This window comes from Azorhizobium sp. AG788 (genome assembly GCF_004364705.1).
GTDB classification, from domain to species: domain Bacteria; phylum Pseudomonadota; class Alphaproteobacteria; order Rhizobiales; family Xanthobacteraceae; genus Azorhizobium; species Azorhizobium caulinodans.
Genome location: NZ_SOBM01000016.1, coordinates 1 through 7,333, shown reverse-complemented (window position 1 = coordinate 7,333; position 7,333 = coordinate 1). Strand labels below are relative to the sequence as shown.

Sequence of the window (7,333 nt, the reverse complement as noted above, 5' to 3'; positions counted from 1 at the left end):
TCCGCGCTCGGCTACAAGCCTCCGGCACCGGCCGTTATCGTGCCGCAGGTGCCGCCAACATCAAATGCGCCCAACAGGCCCACAATGCATTAGACACAAGCCGGACCACTCATTAGGGGCAGGTCACAATCGTATCCACGCCCTTCATCCCCAGCCCGCCCGTCGCAACAAAACGACGGACCATGAGCCAAGAGGGGGGTCAAAATTACACGCCGATCCCCCTCACAACGGGGTCAATCTTCCATGCCGAAACACATCAATGGCCGCGTCATCGAGGCCGGCGGGCTGCGGATTGCGGGCCTGGGCGGCGTTTTTCGTGCCGCAGTGTGGCATCCGAAGGACGGCAGCGGCGAGCCCAGGTGGCGCCGCCGGCAGGAATACCTTGGGGCGTATCCCATGGAGCGCTGGCGGGGTGACCTTCCTCGGCAGCACCGTTCGAGCATATGGCCTGAGGACCTCGATGCCCTGGCTGACATTCGGGCGGACGTGCTGGTAACCCACGAGGCCCCCAGCAGCCACCCCTACGGCTTCGAGATTCTGGGCACCCTCGCCGAGGCCATGGGCGTCCAAACCATCATCCACGGGCACCTACACCAAGCCTACGAGGCCACGCTGGCGAACGGTGTCCGGGTTGTCGGTCTCGCCAAGGCGGGCGTCTATGAGTGGCCGGATGATCGCGCGGCAGCGGCTTGAGGAGGGGGGAACATGCGGGAAGAGAACATTGCTGTCTTCGGCAGCATGCAGGGCGGCTGGGAGGCCTTCCACCAGCTGTGCGCCGACAGCGCGCCGGACCTCGCCGTCTTCACTGGCGACCTGTGCCTGGAGCAGCCGCTGGAGCTCGAGCTGGCGGACTTTCTGGCCGAGGGCGGGAAGGTCCTGTGGGTACCGGGCGGCCAAGACACGGCCACGCCCGAGCGCTACGACAACCTCTTCGGCGGCGCCCTTGGCGCGAGCAACCTTTCCGGCCGCGTTGTGGAAGCCAGCGGCGTCCGTTGGGCGGGCTTGGGCGGCGTCTTCAGGAGCGACATCTGGTTGCCGGGCACGGCCAGCACGTTTGAGAGCCGCGCCCTGTGGTTGGCGACGAACCCGGAGACGCGCTGGCGGGGAGGCATGCCTCTCGAGCATCGCGCGACCGTTTTTCCAGAGGACACCGACGCATTGGCTGCCTTGCAGGCCGACGTGCTGGTGTCCCATGAGGCGCCGAGTTCCCATGCCAACGGCTGGCGCATCGTCGACGCCGTGGCCGAAGCCATGGGCGTCCACACGGTCGTTCACGGTGGCGCCCAGGAGGCCTACCAGGCGACGCTTCCGAACGGCATCCGGGTTGTCGGCATCGCCGATGGCGCTTTATGGGCGCCGGTCGGCCTCGAGCGCCGCGGCGCGCAATGGCTGAACCCTGCCGCCACGGGTGGGGCCTATGGCCGATGAGCTCGAGGGCCTCGAGCTCGACTGGCTGGGCGGCTCCTGCCCAGTCGAGGCAGAGGGCACGTATCGGGGCCGGCGCCTTCATTTCCGGGCGCGGGGATCGTCGTGGAGCCTGGACCTGACGGACCCTGCCTCCGGAGAGGTTTGGTGCCACGAGGAGGAGTACGGCGCCGGGCCCTTCGACGCTGGCTACATGCCGCTCGAGGACGCTCGCGCGTCGATCCGGAAGGCCGTCGCCATGTTCCGGGACGGCATAGAGCCCAGCGTTCTCGAGCCACTGACGACGGAGGCCTGGCTGCGCGACATGCGAGAGCAGACGCCCGAGGCCTTCGCGCAATGGCTCCAGCAGTGGGGCCACTCCCGCGTCCCCGGCCGCGACGTGACCTATGCCGAGCTGGCCGCCGAACTTCCTCCCTCTCCTACTCCCTGAGCCCCCTTAATGCCCTTTCTCCCCAACGGACTCTTGTGGCCGGACTTCGCGTTCTTGGACTTTGAGGCAAACGGCCTCCACTACGAGAGCTACCCAGTTGAGGTGGGCTGTCCGTGACCGACGAGCTGACCGACATCGCGGTCCGGCACGCGTTGTTGGACGCCGCTGTCATGGGCGAGACGGCATGCGCTCTGAACCGCTATTGCCGCCGGCCCGACAACCCACCGGCAGACCTGGCGGGGATCGTCGCCGATGGCCTCGTGTCGCGCCGCTACGCCCATTGAGGCTGGCCCCCGACCTTGCCTGTCGGCCCTCCCCCGAGCTGCTGCGACGCCGGCAGCTCCGGCGAGGGAGCCAACAGACCTCCACGCCCCCCAGAGGAGAAAGCCCATGAACGAACAGGAACAGCGGGTCGCCCATTTCCGCGCGGTCCTTGAAAAGCGGTCTGCGATGAGAGCCCCCGTGCAGTTTTCGGCCGGGGCACTCTCCGCCCGAATATTGGCCCGCCAGGAGGCCCAGGCGCAGCTGGACGCACTCATACGGCTGGCGCGCCGGCCCGGCCAGTACCGCATCGCCACTTCGGAATTGCGTGAGAGGCGCTTGGCGAGGGTAGTTTTCACGCCTGAAGACGGGCACTCAGACGACTATTTTCCGGAGGTCCCAAGCGTCGCCATCTCGAAGGAAGGCGACGAGCTCGGCGAGCGTTTCAAGGCCGCGATCGCACGCCATTTGGTGCCGGCGGCGGAGTCCCTGGAGGCGGAAAGGAGTAAGCTCGGCGTCATCCGACCGGAGTTGCGAGGGGCGCTCAACGACGCCCTCCGAAAGCTCGGCCGGGAACTCATCTGAGGGAGGCGAACGCCATGTCGAGACGAACGGATGACCCTGAGGAAATGGCGTTCCGGCGCGCCTACGTTGAGTTCAGAGAGGCTGTGAATGAGCTCGTGGACATGCCCGACCTGACGCTCGACCGCCTGTTCCGCTTCCTGCGGGAGGGCGAGGGCACGCTGCCGCAGAGCGCCCGGGAGCACGACTTCCGACAGCTGCGTGAGGACGAAGTCGCAAGGGTCGAGGCGGCGTATGCTGCGGCCTTCGGCGAGGACGTTGCCCTGCCTCCCCCTCCTACTCCCTGAGGCATAGCGTGGACGCTTTCATTACCCACGTTTTGACAGACATCCACGGCCGCCGCGACCTGCTTCAAAGCCTAGTGGAGGCCGCCGTGCGCCAGGCGGACAGCGATGGCCGCACGCCGCGGTTCGTCCTACTGGGCGATCTCGTCGACCGCGGACCGCATTCGCGGGCGGTCTTAGACCTGGTGTGCTGGTTGCTCCGAACGTTTCCTGCCTCCCGTCTCGTTCTGGGCAACCACGACGCCTGGTTTATCGAGGCGGTAGAGAAGGGCGAGCACGGGTACGCCGAGTTCCCGCGCTGGTACAGGAACGGCGGGTATCAGACGCTCATGTCTTACGCCCGAGGAGGAGACGACCTCGAAGATGCCATTCAGCGAATCCGGGCCGAGCATGCTGACCACCTCGAGCTTCTCCGGAACGCTGAGCTCTTCCTCGATGAAGAGCCGTTTGTATTGGTCCACGCCGGCATTCGGCCGGGCGTCCGCCTAGCGGCTCAGAGCGCCGAGGACTTCACGACTATCGGCGTTGAATTCCTTGAACACGAAGGGCCGCTGCCCCGCCCAGTCGTCCACGGGCACACCGTCCAAAAGGGGCTCCGGCCTTTCGTGACCGAGAACCGGATCGCGCTGGACACCGGAGCCTATCGCTCTGGTGTGCTCACCATGATGACGATCGACGCCCTTGAAGGGACGTTGGCCTTCCGCGCCACGGACCCGGCAGACAGGAGCGTCGGCGAGGTGCAGCCCATAGTGGAACCGCGGGGCGGCCATCCGGCAGTCACGGCGCTCCTGCCATCGTTATTCGCCGGCCGTGCCGCTCTTCCGGTCCTGTAAAGAGCCTGCCGGCCTCTTTCCATCAGAGAACGGAACTCGCCGGTCGATAGAGGCCCGGGAACCACCTCTCCACAACGCTCGAGGGGAAAGCGATGCGAACCTTGTCGCGACTGCTCTCCGACGTCAGAAGCCCCTTTTCGAGCAGATCAGAGAGCACGGTCCGCGCCTGCCGGTCTTTGTAGCCCGTCAAGCCAGGCGCCGACCCGCGCTCGAACTCGCCGAACACAAGCGCCTCGCGCAGCAGGGGCCACGCGCCCTTGGGCAAACGCCCCGCAAGCGTCTCTTCCTTCGTCCAGACCTCGACGCGGCCGAGGAGCTCCTTTGTTTCGAGGAGGCCCGCCATGAACTCCACCTGGTCGATGCACGTCTCCAAAAAGAACACGCAGAAGTCCGTCAACCCGCTCTGCGTAAGGCTTCCCCGGCCGTCGCGGTCACCCCGCCGCGGCTCGTCCGCTGCCTGAAGCAGCGCCTTGTACTCCCCCACGGAGCGCGCCAGTCCCCGGGACACGCTCCAGAGCTCGGAGCCTATGCCGAGCTCGCGAAGATAGGCATGGGACATGAGCCGGCCGACACGCCCGTTGCCGTCAAGGAAGGGATGAATCCACCCGAGCCGATGGTGCGACGCCCCCACAGCCACGATCCTGTGCCCACGCTCCAGCATGGGGCTGCTGTAGGCGTCCACGAAGCGAAACATGAGGTTCGGCAAGTCGCGTGCCGGCGGCGCGATGTGACGGCCGACCTGCACCTGGCGCCGCCGATACTCGCCGGGCTCGATGCGCACGATACGCCCATGGAACTCGATCTCCTTCAAGGCATCCGGCACGTGCTCATAAAATTCGCCATGCAACCATCTGATGCCCTCCTCCGACAGCGCGGGATACGGCATCTCGCCCAGGTCTATGAGGCGCTGAACCTCGATGTGGGCGCGGGCCTCAAGCTGGAGATCGCGCTTCTCGGGCTCGTGCGAATAGTCGTCCCGCAGCGCCCGTTCGATGTCGATCAGGTGCGTGTCGTGGCCCTCTATGAGGTTGCTGTAGTAGCAGTTCATCGAGCGCACGAGGTCGCCGAGGGCCTGGCGCAGAAGCGGGTTCATATTGCCCGCGAACGCAGAGGCCTTCTCTGTGAGCTCGTACGTCAGCTCACGCAGCCCCGGCGTCATTTCTGGCAAAATGGGTTCCATCCGACCAGTCACCTTCCCCGTCTCCTATTTTCCGTAAAAAATGCCGCTTCGTTTGCCGAATTCAAACGTATCTCATTTATATGAAAAAAAACAATTTTTCCCATTTTCATAAAATCGGATTGCAGCATTTTTTGCCGCTTTGATTGCCGGTTGCGCAATCGGATAATTGCGGCAGTTTCGCAGATCGCCACGGCCTCGGGGGCCGCGCGACCCCTCATAACTCTCTACGTTCGCAAGCGTTTCCGCTCCTCCGATTTTCGGTCCGCCATAAATCCGAGAAAGTAATCAGAAATGTTTTCTCGAATTAATTGCGACTTTTCCGCCGACAAACACATGATTGTTATGTAGCGCCGTCGCTACGGAAAATCATGGATGCGGATTAATGCAAGCGACAACCGTAATTCCCCTAATTTTGCGAAATTGGCTCGGCTCGATCGGCGTACAGCACGGCCTGCGCAGCATTCCACCAAAGCGGAAAGGCTTCTCGGTGCTTGAAGAGGTGCCGGGCATTTCTCCGGAGGACTGTTCCACACAGCTCGTTGTCACCGAGTGCGTGGACGGCACGTGCTCCGTTCGGCTCCAGATCGTGGCCCACGGCCACTTCCCGAGTGTCGAAATCGCCCGCGCGGCAATGGACTATCTGGGCGCGCTGCATGACGCACAAGTGTGAACACCCATGGCTCACGGCAGCACGCCGAGACCCCGTCGCCCTCGCTGGCATGGCCGCGCTTATAGGCTTCACCGGCTACCCCGAGGATGCCGTCAATGCAGTATCACCGCATCCTTTTCGCCATCGCCTACCCGACATCTTGGCTATATAGTTCCGCCCAAATGGAGAGGAATAGAAAATGGATAGACGGTGCTTTCTACAATTGGCCTCCAATTCAGTCGTTCTCGCTTCTGGGCAAGTTCTGTTCCCGCAATTTTCCTCCGGAGCCATATTGACAGAGCCGACCGATGGCGAAGGCTTGAGCAGCCGGGCCGACTGGTGGGACGAATGGTTGCTTAAAACCAGAGACCTACCTTACACGGGATCTGACCTGAGACCCTTTTCTCCTCCGGTTTAGGAGAGAGTCCGAGGGTTGATTTTTGGCCTCAGGCGGCCTGGGTTTCCAGTGGAATTGTTGCGGCGAACTCGGCGGGGGATCGATTGCCGAGAGCTGAGTGGGGACGGTTCAGGTTGTAGTCCTCCTTCCATGAGGCGATGGCGGCACGGGCCTGACCCAGGCTCGAGAACAGCGTCTCGTTCAGACATTCGTCACGGAAGCGGCCGTTGAAGCTCTCGACGAAACCGTTCTGCGTGGGCTTGCCGGGAGCGATGTAATGCCATTCGACGCCGCTCTGCTGGCACCATTTGAGAACAGCCATCGAGGTCAGCTCCGTGCCGTTGTCGGAAACGATGGTCGCAGGCCTGCCCCGGATAGCGAGCAACGCGTCGAGCTCGCGTGTCACCCGAAGGCCCGAGAGCGAGGTGTCGGCCACCAGCGCCAGGCACTCCCGGCTGAAGTCGTCGACCACGGCCAGCACCCGGAAGCGACGTCCGTCCGTGAAGGCGTCCGACACGAAGTCGAGGCTCCAGCGGACGTTGACCCGATCCGGCACCACGATAGGACGCCGCGTGCCGAGCGCTCGCTTGCGTCCCCCGCGCCGGCGCACCTGAAGCTTTTCTTCCCGATACAGCCGGCGCAGCTTCTTCTGGTTCATGATGATGCCCTGGCGCCTCAGCATGACGTGGATGCGCCGGTAGCCGAAGCGACGGCGCTCGCCGGCCACGGCCCGCATTGCAGCCCGCAGACTGGCGTCATCGAGACATACACTCTGATAGCGCACGCTGGTGCGATCGACGCCCAGCGCCTTGCACGCCCGACGCTGGCTCACCCCGTGCGCGGCACAGGCGTGAGCCACGGCTTTGCGCCTTGCATCGGGCGTCACCATTTTTTTGCGCTGACATCCTTCAGGATCGCGTTGTCGAGCATCTGCTCGGCCAGCAGCTTCTTCAGCCGCGCGTTCTCCTCCTCAAGCGCCTTCAGCCGCCGGGCATCGGACACATCCATGCCGCCGTACTTGGCCTTGAACTTGTAGAAGGTCGCCGAAGAGATGCCGTGCTTGCGGCAGACATCAGCGGTCTTCGCGCCCGCCTCCTGCTCCTTCAGCATCCCGATGATCTGTTCCTCTGTGAACCGTGAGGCTCGCATCGTCCGTCTCCATGAGTGACGGACTCTACCCAAATCTGGAGGAGGATCTGACCTGCCCCTCTTGAGTGGTCCGGCTTGAGTCTAATGCATTGTGGGCCTGTTGGGCGCATTTGATGTTGGCGGCACCTGCGGCACGATAACGG

Annotated in this window: 10 protein-coding genes; 8 read left to right on the top strand and 2 right to left on the bottom strand. The window is 63.9% G+C overall.

Features of this window, described 5'->3' with window-relative positions; genetic code table 11:
* The first annotated feature begins 243 nt into the window (after positions 1-243).
* The 7 genes from DFO45_RS24825 (at position 244) to DFO45_RS24800 (ending at position 3,815) form a co-directional block, all read left to right on the top strand.
* On the top strand, positions 244-693 hold the full coding sequence (locus tag DFO45_RS24825) for a hypothetical protein (RefSeq protein WP_133866990.1): 450 nt from the start codon (positions 244-246) through the stop codon (positions 691-693).
* A gap of 12 nt (positions 694-705) precedes the next feature.
* Positions 706-1,428 (top strand): metallophosphoesterase, encoded by a 723-nt coding sequence (locus DFO45_RS24820; protein ID WP_133866989.1) that lies wholly within the window; start codon positions 706-708, stop codon positions 1,426-1,428.
* The gene (locus DFO45_RS24815; protein WP_133866988.1) at positions 1,418-1,855 is read left to right on the top strand and encodes a hypothetical protein; all 438 of its coding nucleotides are present in this window, start codon (positions 1,418-1,420) and stop codon (positions 1,853-1,855) included. The genes DFO45_RS24820 and DFO45_RS24815 overlap by 11 nt, the downstream gene beginning before the upstream one ends.
* 113 nt (positions 1,856-1,968) lie before the next feature.
* The gene (locus DFO45_RS25065; protein WP_166657256.1) at positions 1,969-2,139 is read left to right on the top strand and encodes a hypothetical protein; all 171 of its coding nucleotides are present in this window, start codon (positions 1,969-1,971) and stop codon (positions 2,137-2,139) included.
* A 106-nt stretch (positions 2,140-2,245) separates the two neighbouring features.
* Entirely contained in the window at positions 2,246-2,701 is a 456-nt protein-coding gene (locus tag DFO45_RS24810) for a hypothetical protein (RefSeq protein ID WP_133866987.1), read from the top strand.
* 83 nt (positions 2,702-2,784) lie between these two features.
* Positions 2,785-2,985, top strand: a complete 201-nt coding sequence (locus DFO45_RS24805; RefSeq protein WP_133866986.1) for a hypothetical protein — start codon at positions 2,785-2,787, stop codon at positions 2,983-2,985.
* An 8-nt stretch (positions 2,986-2,993) separates the two neighbouring features.
* Entirely contained in the window at positions 2,994-3,815 is an 822-nt protein-coding gene (locus tag DFO45_RS24800; protein WP_166657255.1) for a metallophosphoesterase, read from the top strand.
* 22 nt (positions 3,816-3,837) lie between these two features.
* On the opposite strand, the gene DFO45_RS24795 is transcribed toward DFO45_RS24800, so the two are convergent.
* Positions 3,838-4,995 (bottom strand): Fic family protein, encoded by a 1,158-nt coding sequence (locus DFO45_RS24795; RefSeq protein ID WP_133866984.1) that lies wholly within the window; start codon positions 4,993-4,995, stop codon positions 3,838-3,840.
* A 382-nt stretch (positions 4,996-5,377) separates the two neighbouring features.
* On the opposite strand from DFO45_RS24795, the gene DFO45_RS24790 reads away from it, so the two are divergent.
* Positions 5,378-5,665 carry a hypothetical protein gene (locus tag DFO45_RS24790; RefSeq protein ID WP_133866983.1) on the top strand — a complete coding sequence of 96 codons (288 nt, stop codon included), beginning with the start codon at positions 5,378-5,380 and terminating at the stop codon, positions 5,663-5,665.
* 425 nt (positions 5,666-6,090) lie between these two features.
* On the opposite strand, the gene DFO45_RS24785 is transcribed toward DFO45_RS24790, so the two are convergent.
* A protein-coding gene (locus DFO45_RS24785) for an IS3 family transposase (RefSeq protein WP_245518259.1) occupies positions 6,091-7,190 on the bottom strand; the annotation gives its coding sequence in 2 pieces (ribosomal slippage) (positions 6,091-6,929 and positions 6,929-7,190; 1,101 coding nt in all).
* Positions 7,191-7,333 lie beyond the last annotated feature (143 nt).